Here is a 14819-nt window from a genome sequence, read left to right on the forward strand (position 1 = left end):
AAACTCCCAGGGTGGAGTGGTGGTTGCTACTCCACCAGGCTAGGTGCGGAAAACGTGTTCTCGCGTGGGTTGTGTTCACCACTGGTGGTAATTTCTCACCATGATCGCGTTGCATCTCGCGCAACCGCCGGAGGTTCTGAACGTCGGCGCCGGTGTCCACGGCGTGCGCGGGCGGCGGGACGTCTTCCGGCTGCCGGACCTGTGGCAGCTGCACCTGTACAACTACTCCGCCGAGCTGACCCTGCTCGGTACGACGTTTTCCGTCGCGCCCGGCTACGTCTCGCTGACCCCGGCGGGGACCCAGGTGCAGTTCGACTACCGCGGTCGTTCCGAGCATCTGTACGCGCATTTCCGGCCGGTCGTCGCGGGCGTTCCGTCGTCGGTGCCCGTCGTCCAGGACGCCGGCGAGGCCGCGCCGCTGCTGTCCGGGCTGCTCCGGTCCGCGATCGAATCGTCCCCGTCCGGCTCGTCCCGCACCACCGCGGACGTCTGGAGTGTGTTGTGGCGGATCGCCGACCTCACACCCGCCACCGCCGAGACCCGGCACCCGGCCGTCGCCACCGCGATCGCGCATATCGAGGCCTACCTCGCCCAGCCGCTCACCGTCCCCGACCTGGCCCGCCTGGCCGGCGTCTCCCACAACCACCTGACCCGCCTGTTCCAGGCCGAGACCGGCTCCACGGTGATCGCCTACATCCGCCGCCGGCGCATGACCAGAGCCCGCCACCTGCTGGTCTCGTCCACCCTCTCGATCCCCGCGATCGCCGCGTCGGTGGGTATCCCCGACCTGCAAGCCTTCAACAAGACCTGCCACCGCGAACTCGGCACCTCACCACGCGCGGTCCGCGGTGCCGGGGGAGCCTGAAGCGGTGGTTGTGGCCCGGGTGGGCGGTTAGCGTTCGGGCCATGTACGAACTGATCCCGGTGGCCGCGGCGCCCGAGCTGGACGAGGAAGCGGGGCAGCGGTTCGCCGAGGAGTGGCCGGAGTTCATCTTTCACGACGAGGGCGTGAAACCGTTCCGCGAGCGGCGGCTCGAGTATTTCCGCGACTGGGAGTTCTACCTCGTCGACGAGACCCGGCGACTGATCGCAGGGTGCTGGGGCGTGCTGCTCGCCTGGGACGGCACCGTCGGGGATCTGCCCGGCGGGTTCACGGACTCGCTCGCGCGGTCGGTCACGGCGTACGAGGAAAACGTCGTACCCAACACGTTCGTGCTGATGGCGGCGGCCGTCCGTTCCGACGAGCAGGGGCAGGGCCACGCCGGCCGGGTGATCACGGCCGTCCGCGACCGCGCCGTCGCGTCCGGCATCGGGCAGGTGATCGCGCCGGTCCGGCCGACGCTGAAGTCGCGCTACCCGCTGACCCCCATCGAGACCTTCATGACCTGGATCCGCGAGGACGGCCTCCCGCTGGATCCCTGGCTGCGCACCCACGTCCGCCTGGGCGCCACCCTGCTGGCACCCGCTCCCGCCTCCCAGACGATGACCGGCTCGGTCGCCGACTGGGAGCAGTGGACCGGCATGCAGTTCCCGTCGACCGGCACCTACACGATCCCCGACGGTCTCACCACGCTCGAGATCGACCGCGACGCCGACACGGGCGTCTACGTCGAGCCGAACATCTGGCTCCGGCACGCCTAAGCGGAGTGCGTACGCGGGAAGGCGGTTGCGACCGCGGCCGTGCGACTGGTGACGCCGAGCCGCTCGTAGATGTTCTCCAGGTGCTTGCGCACGGTGCCCTCGGCGACGAAGAGGCGATGGGCGATCTGGGTGTTGCTGTGCCCGTCGGCGACCAGTTGCAGTAGTTGCAGCTGGCGCGTGGTCAGTTCGGGGACGCCGGCGCGGCGACGCTCGTGCGCGCGCAGTACCTCGATGAAGTGCGGGCGGAGCATGGTCAGCAGCAGACGCTCGCGTTCGGTGAAATCGCGGCCCGCGGTGCGGAACAGCAGGATCCGGCGGTCCTCCCCGCCGCGGACCGGCAGCGGTACGGCGATCTCGTGGCGGATACCGGCGACCCGGAACCACTCGCCGACGACCGAGTCCGCCAGTTGCCGGCGGGACAGGTAGTCGGAGACCTTCCAGACCGACTTGTAGTCGCCGGTGAGCTGCGGCCGGCAGCATGTCTCACCCTCCCAGTACGACCGCCAGAACAGGTCCTCCCAGCCCGGCGGCACCAGGTCCTCCTCGACGCTGTGCTCCTCCACGCCGACGACCACGCGGTCCAGCGGCCGGCTCAGCTGGAACGTGGCGTCCTCCGCCGGGACCAGCTCGGCGAGTGCGGCCAGCAACTCGCGCGGGAACAGCTCCTCGGGGTCCGCCTGCCGCCCACACTCGACGACGTCGAGCAGCTGCCGCAGATCGCGTTCGGTGACGCCCATGACCATCCCCACCCCCTCCTCAGGCTAGACCGGTCGGGCCGGATGCAATACGCCGAACGTCGTATGGCTCTGCGTGATCCCGCGCGGTGAGGTGGCAGGGTGGGACGGCACCGTGCCGTTCCGCTGTTCGGAGGGGAACGTCATGAAGTTGCTGTCTCGCCCGGCCGCCTTACTCATCACCGGGACGCTGGCACTGGCAGGATCCGTCGCCGCACCCGCGAGCGCCGGGCGGGTCGACGCGGCGCCGGTGCTCGACTGGAGCCGGTACGCCACGCAGGCGATCGTCGCGGGGCGTCCACCGGCCAGCTCCGAGGTACTGCTCGGCATCGTGCATGTGGCGATCGCCGACACCGTGGCGGGGCTCGGGTACGGCCGGCCGTTCCAGGTCGCCGTACGGCCGGAGCGGAAAGCGTCTGCCGCGGCGGCGGTCGCCACCGCGACGTACGACGTCCTGCGGGCCCGCGTACCGTCTCCCGGGCTGGAAACGACGTACGCCGACTACCTGGCCGGTGTGCCGGACGGGGGCGGGAAGACGCGGGGGATCAAGCTGGGCCGGGCTGTGGCGTCCGCCGTACTCGCGTGGCGTGCCGGCGACGGATTGAGCAACACCGTGCCGTACGTGCAGGCTCCGCCCGGTCCAGGCGTGTGGGAGCCGACGGCCGCGACACCGCCTGTCGACATCGTGCTCACCCAGGTCAGGCCGCTGGCGCTGCGCTCTCGTGCGCAGTTCCGCCCGGACGGGCCTTATCCGCTGGCCGGCAAGCGCTACGCGCGCGATGTCGCCGAGGTGGCCTCGTTGGGCCGCAAGGACAGCACGACGCGGACCGCGGCCCAGACGGAAACAGCGATGTTCTGGTCCGAGCAGACGGCTCAGCAGTGGAGCCGGGCGCTGCTGCAGCTGGCGGCCGATCGGCACCACTCGCTGGGTGATGCGGCGCAGATGCTGGCGCTGGTCCATGTCTCGGCCGGTGACTCGGTCATCGCGTGCTGGGACGCCAAGTTCCACTACCTCTCGTGGCGCCCGGTCCACGCCGTACAGCGCGCCGACACCGACGGAAACCGCCGTACTCAGGCAGATCCGACCTGGCAGTCGCTGCTGAACGTCAACCACCCGGAGTACCCGTCCGGCCACGCGTGCTTCACCGCGGGCGCGACCGGTGCGTTGCAGGCCTTCTTCCACACGGGCAGGGTGCCGCTGACGATGACGAGCCTGGTCACCAACACCACCCGGTCGTACGGCGACCTGGCCGCCGTACGCAGCGATGTCCGCGAAGCACGGATCGTTTCCGGCCTGCATTTCCGTCACTCGATGCTCGACGGCGAAGCACTGGGCCGGCAGGTGGCCGCCTGGATCTCTACTGAACGGCCAGGGCAGCCAGGCCGGTAGCGAGGATGCCTTTCGTCACCTGGAGCGCGTCGGCGTTGTCGGGGCCGGTGATGGCCTGGTGGGACCAGCCGACGACGTCTTCGAAGGCCCTGACGTGGCGGTAGTAGTGGACGGCTTCCTGGTCGACGGTGTGGGGCCCGTAGCCGGCCAGGAAGGCGTCCATCTGCTCCGTCGTGGTGGGGCCGACGTCGTCCATGCCGCCGAGCATGAACATCAGGTCCTGCTCGCGCGGCGCGTAGATGACATCGTCCCAGTCGATCAGATGCAGCCCGTCCCGGATCAGGACGTTGCCGAGATGCGGGTCGCCGTGGCAGACGACCCGCGGACCGGTCGGCGCGGGCGGCCGGTTGGTGAGCAGGTCCTCGATGATGTGGTCGTACTGCTTCCACACCGCGGCCAGCTCCTCCTCGACCTCACCCTCGGGCGCCTCCAGCCGCGTCCGGACCTCTGCCGCGAGCGCGGGCGTCCGGGCGTCGATGTGGCTGTGCTTCGGCAGGGCGTCCCGTAGCCTCAGCGGCGGCTCGGCGTCGTGCACGCGGCGGAGCAACGCGCCGTACTCCGACCACTGCTCGTCCGTCAGCCCGGTCCGCGCCGCCCGCGGCCCGTCGATCCACGGCGTGATCGTCAGCCGCTTCTTCGCGTGCACGCTCCACAGGCCGCCCTCGGTGGTGCGGATCAGCTCCGGCACGCCGGGCAGGCCCGAGTCGGCCAGGTACGCCGCGACCTGATGCCCCGTATTGGTCCCCGCGCCGCTCCACTTCACGGCGTACGTGTTGGTCGCCGTCCCCGCCTTCCACACCTGCGCGGCGATGTCGGCGCCCTCCGCCACCGGTGTGAGCTCCACCACGTCGAGCCCGAAGTCCGCCAGCAACCACTTCCGCATCAACGTCTGGCCCACGACGCCAGCATGCCCGGCAAACAGCTCGGTAGCGAGCCGATTACCGGGCAGATGCGTCAGCGGTAGTTCACGAACTGGACGGCGAAGTCGTAGTCCTGGGACTTGATCAGCGACTGGACCGCCTGGAGGTCGTCGCGGCTCTTGCTCGACACCCGGAGCTCGTCGCCCTGGATCTGCGCCTTGACGCCCTTCGGGCCCTCGTCGCGGATCAGCTTCGAGATCTTCTTCGCGTTCTCCTGCGTGATCCCGGCGTCGATCGTCGCGTTGATCTTGTAGATCTTCCCGGACAGCTTCGGCTCGTCGGCCTCCAGCCCCTTGAGCGAGATCTGCCGCTTCACCAGCTTGTCCTTGAACACGTCCAGGACGGCACTGACCCGCTCCTCGGTGTTCGCCTGCATGTCGATCGCCTCGCCGGACCACTTGATCCCGGCGTCGACGTTCTTGAAGTCGAACCGCTGGCTGATCTCCTTCGCCGCCTGGTTCACGGCGTTGTCCACCTCCTGACGGTCCACCTTGTTCACGATGTCGAAGGAGGACTCCGAAGCCATGGGCACTTCCTTTCCGATTTGCTGTCAGGGCCACTACCTGTTGTATCGTCTCCCACGCCGGTTCACGAACCGGCAGCACCCTGGCGGGTTGCCCGAGCGGCCAAAGGGAGCAGACTGTAAATCTGTCGGCGTATGCCTACGCAGGTTCGAACCCTGCACCCGCCACCAGCACCAACCAGCCCCTGACCTGCGGAGACGCGGTCAGGGGCTGGTTCGTTGTTGTCAGGCGAGGGCCTTGGCCTTGAGGGACTCGTACTCCTCTTGTGTGATCGTGCCGGAGTCGAGCAGTTCCTTGGCGCTGGCAATCTCGTCGGTCGGGCTCTTGGACTTGGACGTGCCGGCAACCTCCTGGATGTACTTGTCCTGCTCGGCCTGCATCCGTGCAGCCGCCGTCCGCTGCCGCTCGTTCATGCTCCGGCCCCGAGCAATGAGGTAGATCAGTGCCCCCAGCCACGGCACGAGGATCAGCAGGATCGCCCAGCCGGCCTTGGCCCAACCGCTGAGCGAGCGGTCGCCGAACAGGTCCCACAGGCACCGGAACCACACCATCAACGCGGCGATCCAGATGAAGAACCAGAAGCTCCACAGGAGAACTTCCCCGAAGTCGTTCGTTATCGCATCCACGGCCATTTCCTCCCAGCGATGAGCACTCGCGCCGCCCGGCTCACCCAGGTCGGGCCTCACCTGCGCATCCGACAGGCGTTACGGTTCGCATTGCAGCAGGTCCGGAGCGTCAGTTCCTCACCCGCTGGGGGTGAACTCCTCACCCGGGGCGCGGGACAACTCGGGGGTCAGGTCTTCCACGGCGTTGCCGCCGGCACCGCCCGCGCTTCGCTTGGCTCGGTGGTTGGGGCGGGTTGGCCTGTTACTCGCGGGTTGATGTGTAGTGTCTGGCGTCGGGTCAGGTGTCGTCTGGGGAGGACTGATCGATGAAGTTTCGGCGCTGTGCGCTTGCTCTGGCCGTGTTCGGACTGGTGGCTGCCAGTAGCACTGTTGCTGCTTCTGCGATGCCGGCCGGCGCGGCTCAGCTCTGCTCCAACACGGTGGTCTGGCCGACCAAGGCGAACGTTGTCGACGTCGTCGACGTCACCGCCCACAAGCCGCCGACTCCGCTCTCACCGCCGTACGTCTACTCGAAGTTCTTCGCCAGCCGCTACATGGACCGGTGGTACACGGCGTGGAATGCCGCGGGCACCCAGTACTACGCCTTCGGCCTGTTCCTGCTGGGCTCGAACTTGTACCGCCAGACGACCGTCCTGTCCGGGCGAAGCCCGGCGCAGTCGACCGCGGTCAGGGTCGGTACGGGCTGGGGGACCTTCAAGTCCATCGCCACCTCGAACTATCCCCTCAAGGGATCCCGGCCCGCGTACCTGTACGGCCTCAACAGCAACGGCAACCTGTACCGCTACGCCCCGAGCGGCAGCGGCTACCGGTCGGCCGGCTCGTTCGCGGGCTTCCGCGGCTTCAAGGCGATGACCATGATCAGCGAGGAGCGGACGTACGACACGCTGCTGATGACGACGACGGCCGGTGCGCTCTACACCATCCACATCCCCACCACCGCCGGCGCGAAGCCGGTGGTCAAGCTGATCCGGAAGTCCGGCTGGGCGTCGTTCGAATCACTGGCCGTCAACAAGTGCGGCGTCAACGGGGCCTCGGTGATCATCGCCGTCGACCACGACACCCAGACCGGCTACCAGTACGGCTTCAGCAAGTTCAACGGCACAGCCACCGCGATGACGTCCTACGGCAGGGTGCCGGCGGTCTTCAACGGACTGAACCACACGTCCCAGGTCGGATTTCAGGCGATCCTCCTGGGCGAGTAGCAGCTGCGCTGTCTCCGACCGCGGGGAATAGGGTCAGCTCGGGCGGAAGTTGAAGGTTGCGACGGAGTGTCTGAGCGAGGAGAACGATGAAACCCACCGAGTTCGTGAAGGTGAACGGTCAGTTCTGGGGGGAGCACCTCAAGGGAGTGGCCGGGCATCTGCCGGTGAGTCACCGCAGCGAGTTGCCGGGGCCGATGCTGTTTCCCCGGATGATGGTGCTGACCGAGACGCCGGACTGGAACATCCTGGAGCTCGTCGGGCTGACCCGTGAGTACCGGTCGCTCGAGGTGCGGCGGCAGAAGGTGGGCAGCATCGAGGAGTACTTCGGGCTCGGTGACGGCCGGACGGTCGTCGCGAACCTGCAGGGGCAGAACTGGTTCAACGACTCGACGATCGCGACCGAGGCCGGCCGGCGGGCGCTGGACGAGCGCTTCCCCGGGGCCGTGAGCATGGTCGGCGAAGAGGTCGTGGGCCCGGCCGACGAGGTGCTGCGGTTCGCGCCCGGAAACTACTCGACCTTCGACCGCGCCCTGCTCGTGCAGACGTCCGGTGACTCGCTGCGGGCGCACTGGGTGTTCTTCGCACTGGCGATCCACCGCTCGGAGCCGGCCGACAAGTACCTCGATTTCCTGCGGAACTACATCAACTCCCGCCCGCACCTCGACCCGGTCGGCACGATCAGCCTGCCGATCGACGCGGCCGTGCTGAAGGCCGACGCGTTCGAGAGCACCTACCTCGCGCACGGCGTCCAGGACTCGACCGTCGACGAGTTCCTGGACAAGCACGAGAGCATCCTGCTGTCGGCGTTCGACGCGACCAAGCTGGTCCGCCAGCCGGCCCTCGGCGACCTGCACCCGGACTTCATCCTCGAGCGCGCGGACGGCAGCCACGTCGTCGGACGGCTCGAGCTCCCGGTCGTCGACACGGTCAACGGAAAGAAGCGTCGCCGCGTTTTCCGTACGCCGGTCCAGGACAGCGCGGCCGAGCTCGCGCGGTACACCGAGTACCTGACCGACCCGGACAACCGCTCCCAGGTGAAGTCGAAGTACGACGTCGACGTCGCCGACCCGCGCCGCCTCCTGATCGTCCCCTCCCAGGAGCCGGTCGCTCCCGCCGCCGGTGTCGAGGTCATCGATTACGACACCATCCTCCGCTTCCACCTCGCCACGAACGGCTGACCCCGCACCACCGGGTCCCGGCCCGGTACTTCCGTAGGGTCTGCCTATGGAGTACTTCGTCTACGGCCGGGACACGGTGGATGGGTTCGAGATCAAGGTCGCGCTGAACGAGGCGCACTGGACCTTCATGGACGGGTACGCCGACGGGCTGATCGCCCGCGGCCCGACCCTGACCGCGGACGGCGAGCGGACGACCGGCAGCCTGCACATCGTCGAGCTGCCGGATGACGACGCCGCGCGATCCTTCGCGTACGACGAGCCGTACTACCGCGCCGGCGCCTTCGAAACCGTGGAGATCCACCGTTTCCGCAATCATTTTCCGGGCCGCACGATGTGGGACTTCACCGGGACCGCGCAGGGCCGTTACCTGGTGCTCACCAAGGACGCCGCACGCCCGCTCACCTCGGAACACCTGATCATGTACGGCGACCTCCTCGACGGCGACACCCACATCGGCCGAGCCGCCCTCCTGGAAGCGTCGTCCGAGGAAGCAGCCGCCGCCCTGATCCACGCCGACACCGCCGAAGTCCACCCCTGGGAGTTCGGTGGCCGCCGGTAGGTCCCGGTCAGATGATGGATTGCAGGGCGGTTGCCAGGGTTCGGCGGGTGGAGGCGGGGAGGTCGGCCGTCAGGGTGTTGATGCGGTCGACTACGGCGTTGTGGGCGTCGTGGGCCAAGGACAGGCCCTCGGGGGTCAGCTCGATCTGACAGGCGCGGCGGTCGGTGGCGCTCGGGATGCGGGCGACCAAGGTGCGGCGCTCCAGGCGGTCGACCATGCTCGTCAGGCTGGAGCGTTCGATGCTCAGGATGCGGCTGAGCTCGGTCATGCCGAGTGGGCCGGCGATCAGCACGCAGAGCAGGTGCGCCTGTTGCGGGGTGAGGCCGAGCGGGCGGCTGGTCTCGGCGTGCACGTCCTGCAGCCGGTGCATCGTCTGCACCAGCGCGCTCGCGAGGTCGGTGTCCCGGGCCGTCGTCGTCACCATGCCTCCCATGATAGTCCGCTGGCCTAATAGTTTGCGGTTCGAATGATTCGTGCTACAACTAGTTAGGACAGCGAACTACTTGGAGGAGTGCGACATGACCGTGCGATTCGGATACGGCTCGCCGGACGCGGTGCGGGAGGCCGGAGCGATCGTGCGGCTCGCGCAGCAGGCGGACCGCGACGGCCTCGACCACGTCAGCCTCGCGGACCATCCGTACGTCCCGGACATGCTCGACGGGTACGCCGCGATCGCGTTCGTGCTCGGCCGGACCGAGCGGCTGTCCGCGTTCGTGAACGTGACCAACCTGCCGCTGCGGCCCGCGCCGGTTCTCGCCCGGACGGCGACCTCGCTGTCGGCGCTGTCCGGCGGCCGGTTCGTGCTCGGTCTCGGCGCCGGCGGAGCGTGGGACCGGATCACGACGATGGGCGTCCCGGAGTTGCGGCCGGCTGAAGCGGTCGAGGCGTTCGAAGAGGCGATGCAACTCGTCCACTCGCTGTCCGACGGCGGTACGCCGGTGCCGACCAAGCACTACCCGATCGGCGCGCTCCGCCCGGCGGCCGTGCCCGCGCCGCCGATCTGGACCGGCTCGAACGGCCCGAAATCGCTGGCCGCGACCGGACGGAACGCCGACGGCTGGATCCCCGGCCACGCCGCCGACTGGCTCAGCGACCGGTACCGCTGGTCCCGGCCGATCATCGACGAGGCGGCCCTGTCGGTCGGACGGAAACCGTCGGACGTGGCGACCGTCTACAACTTTCCCGGCGCGATCACCGCGACCCCGCTGCGTCGTACCCGCAACGAGGACGGGCGCTGGCTGGGCGGCTCGCCGGAGCAATGGGTCGAGGAGCTCACCGACGCGGTCCTCAACCACGGCGCCAACGGTTTCACGCTGTTTCCGCGCGGCGCCGACCCGTTCGAGACCCAGCTCTCCCGCTGGTCACAGGAGGTCGTCCCCGCCATCCGCACCGCGATCAACTGAGCGACCCGAGGCCGGCCGGGGATCAGCCGAGCGACGTGAGGTCGGTCGCGGACAGTTCGAGCTGACCTGCGGCGACGTTCTCCTCGAGGTGCCGGACGCTGCCCGTGCCCGGAATGGCGAGGATGTTGGGGGAGCGGTGCAACGTCCAGGCGAGGCGGATCTGTTGCGGCGTCACGTGGTGACTCGCGGCAACCGCCTCGACGGCGGCTGACGTGGAAGCGTCGGTGATGGATCCGAAGGGGACATAGGCGATCCCGCGCTCGGCGCAGAACCGGATCACCTCGTCCTCGTCACCGCGGCGGTCGACGGCGTAGCTGTTCTGCACGCACACCACCGGCGCGATCGCGAGCGCTTCCCGGACATGCCCGAGCTGCACGTTCGACACCCCGAGCTGCCGGATCAGTCCCTCGTCCCGAAGCGCCACGAGCCACTCGAAGCGTTCGGCGAGCGAGCCGTCCCCGGTGATCCGCAGGTTGACGACGTCCAGGCGATCGACGCCGAGCTGGCGGAGGTTCGTCTCCACCTGCTCGCGCAGTTCCGCGGCCGTCGTCGCGTTGTAGAACCCGCGCTCCGGATCCGTCCCCGGTCCGACCTTCGTCGCGATGACGAGCCCGGCCGGGTACGGCGCCAGCGCCGCGCGGATCAGCTCGTTCGCGGACCCGTAGAACGCGGCCGTGTCGAGGTGGTTGACGCCGAGCTCGACCGCGCGGCGCAGTACGGCGATCGCCCGGTCCGGGTCCGAGAGCCGCATCGCGCCGAAGCCGAGCCGGCCGACGGTGACGTCACCCAACTGCCAGGTGGTCATTCCTCGATCGCTCCCCGGACCGCGCGCAGATGCTGCCGGAACGTCAGCGACGGGTCGGCGGCCCGACGCTCGAGGTACTGCGAGAAGCTCACCTGCTCGCGCAACGACCGCCCGGCCCGGATCTCGTCGGCCTGCCGGCGCTCGGTGTCGCGGATCGATTCGGCCAGCCCGAACAGTTCCTCCAGCCGGTCCGCCGGTACGAAGGTCGCGCCGTCCTCGTCCGCGAGGACGACGTCGTCGCGGGTCACCGTCCACTCGCCGATCGTTGCCGTGGACAACGCATTGGCCGGCTGCGGGTCGAGCCGCAGCGGACCGGTCGGCAACGCGCCGAGGCTGAACACCGGCAGGCCGATCGCGTCGATGTCGACGGTGTCGCGGTGCAGTCCCCAGATCACGATCCCGGCCACACCGGCGGCTGCGGCCTCCAGCGCGACCAGGTCGCCGACGCAGGCCTCGTCCCGCCGGCCGCCGTTGTCGACGACCAATACGTCGCCCGCGGCGGCGGACTCGAAGGCCTCCAGGAAAACGTCGACACTTCCGACGTGCTGCGCCGGCAACACCCGGCCCGCGACCCGGCTGCCGGTCACCGCCGTCAACGACACCGTCCGCACCGGCACCTTGGCCCGCACACAGGCGTCCGCCACATGCGCCGTCGTCAACCCGGCAAACCGCTCCAGCATGCCCATCACCCTCCAGGTTGTGCCCTAGCGACAGGAGGTCTCCGCCGGTCGCTCCGTCCTCCCCGCTCGCAGTCTGCTCCTGAACGGCGCTCGGTGGGGACACCTCCTGTCGTTAGGTACCTCACTCCCGGCGCAGAAAGGCGAGAACCTCGTCCAGGGGTGGCTCCGTGGTGGTGTCCACGGTCAGCGAGGGAACCGGGAGATCGACCGCCTGGAACGCGTTGTGCGTGCGGAGCCGCGCGTCCGGGCTGATCTGCTTGTCCTCGTGTGCGGCCCGGCGCGGGTCGCTGGTCGTCCGGGCGGTGATCCGCTCCAGCGCGACCTCGGCCGGGACCGTGCAGTGCAGGATCCGTATGTCGGCGCGGCCGAGCAGTGGGCTCAGTCCGGGCGTCCACAACCGGTCCTGGAACGCCGCCTCCGCGACGACCGTCGTACCGCGGCCGACCAGCAGGCCGATCACGTCGAAGAACGTCGACAGGGTGCGCATCGTCAGCGGGTCGCCGGGCCCTGGCACGAACCCGGGTGTGGCGTGCGCCATGCCTTCTTTGATCTCGTCACGGCAGATCGCCGGGCAGCCGATCGCCGTCGCGATCCGGTGCGCCAGCGTCGTCTTGCCGGTCCCGGGCGGACCACTGACCACGACGAGCATCGGTTTCGGCTGCACCCGCCGTACCTTAGCCGTCACGGTGGGCGCTCGGTGTAAAACGCGTGTCATGAACTGTCGGAGGCCGCCTCTAGCGTGGGTTCCGTGACCACGTACTCGGCGGTGCGGACGACGGGGATCTACTGCCGTCCGGGGTGCGGGGCCAAGCCGCTCGCGGAAAACGTGAGCACCTTCGAGCTGCCCGCCGCCGCGGAAGCCGCCGGGTATCGCGCCTGCCTGCGCTGCCGGCCGTACCGGGTGGCCGGCACGGTCGCGGATGAGACACCCGAGCTGGTCTGCCGCGCGGTGCAGCTGATCATCGCCGGCCTGCTCGACGAGGCCGGTGAGGAGACGTTGGGGGCGCGGCTGGGGGTGTCGGCGCGACACCTGCGGCGGATGTTCCACGAGCATCTGGGGGTCACGCCGGACCAGTTCGCGCGTTCACGGCGCGCGCATTTCGCCCGTCGCCTGCTGGACGACACCGACCTCGGCATCGCGGAGGTCGCGTTCGCCGCCGGCTTCGGCAGCCTGCGGCAGTTCAACCGGGCGATGCGGGAGATCTTCCGGGCCTCGCCGCGGGAGTTGCGCGACCGGCGCCGCCGCGGCGATCGCCTCACCGCGGACGGCGGGCTGGTGCTGCGCTTGCCGTTCACCCCGCCGTACGACTGGGAGGCGATGAGCTCGTATCTCGGTGCGCACGCGGTCCCGGGGGTCGAGTCGGTCGCGGACGGTGTGTACCGGCGGACGATCTCGATCGACGGCGAGCCGGGCCTGCTGGAGATCGGGCCGGGCGGCGACGACCACCTGATCCTGCGTGCGCACCTGCCGTTCTGGGAGGGCGTCATCCATGTGGTGGACCGCGCCTCGCGCCTGGTCGGGCTCGACCGCGAGCCGGTCCGGGCCTGCGCCCAGCTGTCCGCGGATCCGGAGCTCGGGCCGCTGGTGACGGCCCGGCCCGGCGTTCGAGTGCCCGGGGCGTGGGGTCCGTTCGAGGTCGCCGTCCAGGCTGTCGTCCGGGACCGGCTCGCCCCGGACGACGCGACCGACGCGCTGCGCAAGCTCGTCGAGGTGTACGGCGTGCCGGTGCCCGGGCTCGGTCACGGCCTGACACATGCCTTCCCCGGGCCGGAGGCGCTGGCCGCGGCCGAGCTGGTCGGGCCGTTCGCGCGAGAAGTTGTCAACGGCAACATCAGGCTGGAGGACTCGGAGACGTTGATCCCGGCGCTGGAGACCGTCACGAGCAGCCGAGCGGCGCAGGAGATCGCCCTACGCCTCGGCGCCCGAGACGCCTGGCCGCTCGACGGCGAGTCCAATCACCTACGCCCCTGGCGCTCACTCGCCGCCGTCTACAAGCTCGTCTAGCTGCCGACCGTCATTCCCGCGTAGGTGCCACTGGTCAGCAGCTCCTTTGCCGCGGCTGTCGCGAGTGCGTACGCCGCGCTGGTGATCGCCGGTCCGACGCTGATCCGCGCCACCCCGGCCGCCGCGAGTTCAGCCACCGACGGCGCCCCCGGGCCCGCCATCACGTTGAGCGGCAGCGGCGAGTCCCGGACGAGCTCGGCGATCGTCGGCAGGTCGACCACACCCGGTACGAACAGCACGTCCGCGCCGGCGTCGGCGTACCGTTTCGCCCGCTCGATCGTCCCGGTCCGGTCGCCGAACAGATACGTGTCGGTCCGCGCGTTGATCACCAGTTCGGCGTCGACAGCGCGGGCCGCCCTGATGCGTTCCGCGTGGACCTCCGGTTCGTCGAGGACCCGTTCCGTGCTGTCCTCGAGATTGATGCCGACGGCACCTGCCTCGAGTACGGCGGTGACGGTGCCCGCGACATCGCCGTACCCTGCCTCGATGTCGACCGTCACCGGGACCGAGACCGCCGCGCACACCGCGCGGATCATCGTGAGCGCTGCCGACTGCGTCAGCTCGCCCGCATCGTCCACGCCGAACGCCCAGGCGACACCCGTGCTCGTCGTGGCGATCGCCGTGGCGCCCGCGGCCTCGATCGCCCGCGCCGAGCCGGCGTCCCACGCGTTCGGCAGCACCAGCGGCGGCTGCCCGTGCAGTTCCCGCAACCGCCGCGCCAGGTCGTTCACAGGCTGACCAGCAGTTCGTGGTCGACCTCGACGAAGTCGACGATCAGCCCGGCGAACCGGCCCGCGATCAGTTCCTTGTACGCCGCCGACCCGGTGTGCGCGTCGTACGCCGCCTGGTCCGCGAAGTGCTCGACGAACAACAGGTAGTCGGGCGTCGCCGGGTCGCGGTACACGCGGAACGACAACGTGCCCTCCTCGGCGCCCGGCCCCTGCGGCGCGAACTCCTGCACGATCGCCTCGGCGGCGGCCTGGTTGCCGTCCTTCAGCTTGATCGGAAACACCTTTGCCAGCATCGGATTCCTCCCTCGGTTGCGAAGTACTGCAAGGTTCGCGCGTCCGGGTCGGTCCGGTCTGGCCATATTCGGTCATGAACGTCATCTCGAATCACAAGACGATATGTCTCATTCAGCAAGATTCTGGA

Annotated in this window: 18 protein-coding genes and 1 tRNA gene; 9 read left to right on the forward strand and 10 right to left on the reverse strand. The window is 69.4% G+C overall.

The window, feature by feature from the left end; translation table 11 throughout:
* The first annotated feature begins 100 nt into the window (after positions 1-100).
* Both ABZW60_RS29660 and ABZW60_RS29665 read left to right on the forward strand, forming a co-directional pair.
* Positions 101-865, forward strand: a complete 765-nt coding sequence (locus ABZW60_RS29660; protein WP_355482340.1) for a helix-turn-helix domain-containing protein — start codon at positions 101-103, stop codon at positions 863-865.
* Between the two features lie 41 nt (positions 866-906).
* Complete coding sequence (locus ABZW60_RS29665; RefSeq protein ID WP_355482342.1) at positions 907-1641, forward strand: hypothetical protein; 735 nt, start codon at positions 907-909, stop codon at positions 1639-1641.
* Here the strand turns inward: ABZW60_RS29665 and ABZW60_RS29670 are convergent.
* Complete coding sequence (locus tag ABZW60_RS29670; RefSeq protein WP_355482344.1) at positions 1638-2378, reverse strand: LuxR C-terminal-related transcriptional regulator; 741 nt, start codon at positions 2376-2378, stop codon at positions 1638-1640. The genes ABZW60_RS29665 and ABZW60_RS29670 overlap by 4 nt on opposite strands.
* A 142-nt stretch (positions 2379-2520) precedes the next feature.
* Here ABZW60_RS29670 and ABZW60_RS29675 point away from each other — a divergent pair, with 142 nt between their 5' ends.
* Complete coding sequence (locus ABZW60_RS29675; RefSeq protein WP_355482346.1) at positions 2521-3765, forward strand: vanadium-dependent haloperoxidase; 1245 nt, start codon at positions 2521-2523, stop codon at positions 3763-3765.
* On the opposite strand, the gene ABZW60_RS29680 is transcribed toward ABZW60_RS29675, so the two are convergent.
* Complete coding sequence (locus ABZW60_RS29680) at positions 3734-4663, reverse strand: phosphotransferase (RefSeq protein WP_355482349.1); 930 nt, start codon at positions 4661-4663, stop codon at positions 3734-3736. The genes ABZW60_RS29675 and ABZW60_RS29680 overlap by 32 nt on opposite strands.
* 56 nt (positions 4664-4719) lie before the next feature.
* Complete coding sequence (locus ABZW60_RS29685) at positions 4720-5211, reverse strand: YajQ family cyclic di-GMP-binding protein (RefSeq protein WP_355482351.1); 492 nt, start codon at positions 5209-5211, stop codon at positions 4720-4722.
* Between the two features lie 82 nt (positions 5212-5293).
* Between ABZW60_RS29685 and ABZW60_RS29690 the strand changes: the two genes are divergently transcribed.
* Positions 5294-5379 (forward strand) — tRNA-Tyr (locus ABZW60_RS29690).
* A 54-nt stretch (positions 5380-5433) separates the two neighbouring features.
* Here the strand turns inward: ABZW60_RS29690 and ABZW60_RS29695 are convergent.
* Positions 5434-5835, reverse strand: coding sequence for an SHOCT domain-containing protein (locus ABZW60_RS29695; RefSeq protein ID WP_355482353.1), 402 nt, complete (start codon positions 5833-5835; stop codon positions 5434-5436).
* Positions 5836-6140: 305 nt separating this feature from the next.
* On the opposite strand from ABZW60_RS29695, the gene ABZW60_RS29700 reads away from it, so the two are divergent.
* The 3 genes from ABZW60_RS29700 (at position 6141) to ABZW60_RS29710 (ending at position 8774) form a co-directional block, all read left to right on the forward strand.
* On the forward strand, positions 6141-7037 hold the full coding sequence (locus ABZW60_RS29700) for a hypothetical protein (RefSeq protein ID WP_355482355.1): 897 nt from the start codon (positions 6141-6143) through the stop codon (positions 7035-7037).
* Positions 7038-7123: 86 nt separating this feature from the next.
* Complete coding sequence (locus ABZW60_RS29705; RefSeq protein WP_355482357.1) at positions 7124-8215, forward strand: hypothetical protein; 1092 nt, start codon at positions 7124-7126, stop codon at positions 8213-8215.
* 46 nt (positions 8216-8261) lie between these two features.
* Positions 8262-8774, forward strand: coding sequence for a YciI family protein (locus ABZW60_RS29710; RefSeq protein WP_355482359.1), 513 nt, complete (start codon positions 8262-8264; stop codon positions 8772-8774).
* Between the two features lie 7 nt (positions 8775-8781).
* Here the strand turns inward: ABZW60_RS29710 and ABZW60_RS29715 are convergent, their stop codons facing one another.
* Complete coding sequence (locus ABZW60_RS29715) at positions 8782-9198, reverse strand: MarR family transcriptional regulator (RefSeq protein ID WP_355482361.1); 417 nt, start codon at positions 9196-9198, stop codon at positions 8782-8784.
* Between the two features lie 94 nt (positions 9199-9292).
* Between ABZW60_RS29715 and ABZW60_RS29720 the strand changes: the two genes are divergently transcribed.
* Complete coding sequence (locus tag ABZW60_RS29720; RefSeq protein WP_355482363.1) at positions 9293-10177, forward strand: LLM class flavin-dependent oxidoreductase; 885 nt, start codon at positions 9293-9295, stop codon at positions 10175-10177.
* Positions 10178-10199: 22 nt separating this feature from the next.
* On the opposite strand, the gene ABZW60_RS29725 is transcribed toward ABZW60_RS29720, so the two are convergent.
* From ABZW60_RS29725 to ABZW60_RS29735, 3 genes are all read right to left on the reverse strand, one after another.
* A complete protein-coding gene (locus ABZW60_RS29725; protein ID WP_355482365.1) occupies positions 10200-10982 on the reverse strand; it encodes an aldo/keto reductase in 783 nt (260 codons plus the stop codon).
* Positions 10979-11662, reverse strand: a complete 684-nt coding sequence (locus ABZW60_RS29730) for an RraA family protein (protein ID WP_355482367.1) — start codon at positions 11660-11662, stop codon at positions 10979-10981. The genes ABZW60_RS29725 and ABZW60_RS29730 overlap by 4 nt, the downstream gene beginning before the upstream one ends.
* Before the next feature lie 121 nt (positions 11663-11783).
* On the reverse strand, positions 11784-12326 hold the full coding sequence (locus ABZW60_RS29735; RefSeq protein ID WP_355482369.1) for an AAA family ATPase: 543 nt from the start codon (positions 12324-12326) through the stop codon (positions 11784-11786).
* A gap of 84 nt (positions 12327-12410) precedes the next feature.
* On the opposite strand from ABZW60_RS29735, the gene ABZW60_RS29740 reads away from it, so the two are divergent.
* Positions 12411-13667: an AlkA N-terminal domain-containing protein gene (locus ABZW60_RS29740; RefSeq protein WP_355482371.1), complete on the forward strand. Its 1257-nt coding sequence runs from the start codon at positions 12411-12413 to the stop codon at positions 13665-13667.
* Here ABZW60_RS29740 and ABZW60_RS29745 read toward each other — a convergent pair.
* Together ABZW60_RS29745 and ABZW60_RS29750 are read right to left on the reverse strand one after the other, a co-directional pair.
* On the reverse strand, positions 13664-14398 hold the full coding sequence (locus ABZW60_RS29745) for an isocitrate lyase/phosphoenolpyruvate mutase family protein (RefSeq protein ID WP_355482373.1): 735 nt from the start codon (positions 14396-14398) through the stop codon (positions 13664-13666). The two genes, ABZW60_RS29740 and ABZW60_RS29745, sit on opposite strands and share 4 nt — an antisense overlap.
* Positions 14395-14691 carry an antibiotic biosynthesis monooxygenase gene (locus ABZW60_RS29750; RefSeq protein WP_355482375.1) on the reverse strand — a complete coding sequence of 99 codons (297 nt, stop codon included), beginning with the start codon at positions 14689-14691 and terminating at the stop codon, positions 14395-14397. Before ABZW60_RS29750 ends, ABZW60_RS29745 begins: the two co-directional genes overlap by 4 nt.
* Positions 14692-14819 lie beyond the last annotated feature (128 nt).

The organism is Kribbella sp. NPDC003557 (genome assembly GCF_040610805.1).
Lineage (GTDB): Bacteria > Actinomycetota > Actinomycetes > Propionibacteriales > Kribbellaceae > Kribbella.